Raw genomic sequence first — 926 nt, 5'->3', positions numbered from 1 at the left:
AATTTTCGGCGAATGTCGTCTTCATAGTATAACCAGATTGCTTGGGGTTATATGGTCAAGTGAAGAAGCGCATACGGTGGATGCCTTGGCAGTCAGAGGCGATGAAAGACGTGGTAGCCTGCGAAAAGCTTCGGGGAGTCGGCAAACAGACTTTGATCCGGAGATGTCTGAATGGGGGAACCCACCTAACATAAGTTAGGTATCTTAAGCTGAATACATAGGCTTAAGAAGCGAACCAGGGGAACTGAAACATCTAAGTACCCTGAGGAAAAGAAATCAACCGAGATTCCCTTAGTAGTGGCGAGCGAACGGGGACCAGCCCTTAAGCTGTATTGATGTTAGCGGAACGCTCTGGAAAGTGCGGCCATAGTGGGTGATAGCCCTGTACGCGAAAACATCTTTGCAGTGAAATCGAGTAGGACGGAGCACGAGAAACTTTGTCTGAATATGGGGGGACCATCCTCCAAGGCTAAATACTACTGACTGACCGATAGTGAACTAGTACCGTGAGGGAAAGGCGAAAAGAACCCCGGAGAGGGGAGTGAAATAGATCCTGAAACCGTATGCGTACAAGCAGTGGGAGCCCACTTTGTTGGGTGACTGCGTACCTTTTGTATAATGGGTCAGCGACTTATTTTCAGTGGCAAGCTTAACCGAATAGGGGAGGCGTAGCGAAAGCGAGTCTTAATAGGGCGTCTAGTCGCTGGGAATAGACCCGAAACCGGGCGATCTATCCATGGGCAGGTTGAAGGTTGGGTAACACTAACTGGAGGACCGAACCGACTACCGTTGAAAAGTTAGCGGATGACCTGTGGATCGGAGTGAAAGGCTAATCAAGCTCGGAGATAGCTGGTTCTCCTCGAAAGCTATTTAGGTAGCGCCTCATGTATCACTGTAGGGGGTAGAGCACTGTTTCGGCTAGGGGG

Annotated in this window: 1 rRNA gene; it reads left to right on the top strand. The window is 49.8% G+C overall.

The features are described from left to right. Positions 1 to 53: 53 nt before the first annotated feature. Positions 54 to 926: ribosomal RNA gene (locus ACP7BE_RS23190) — 23S ribosomal RNA — on the top strand; the annotation flags it as partial.

Source organism: Pseudomonas sp. TWR1-1-3 (genome assembly GCF_049896805.1).
GTDB classification, from domain to species: Bacteria; Pseudomonadota; Gammaproteobacteria; order Pseudomonadales; family Pseudomonadaceae; genus Aquipseudomonas; species Aquipseudomonas bubulae.
Note: the sequence above shows the minus strand (reverse complement) of the source record. Positions and strands in the feature narration are given on the sequence as shown.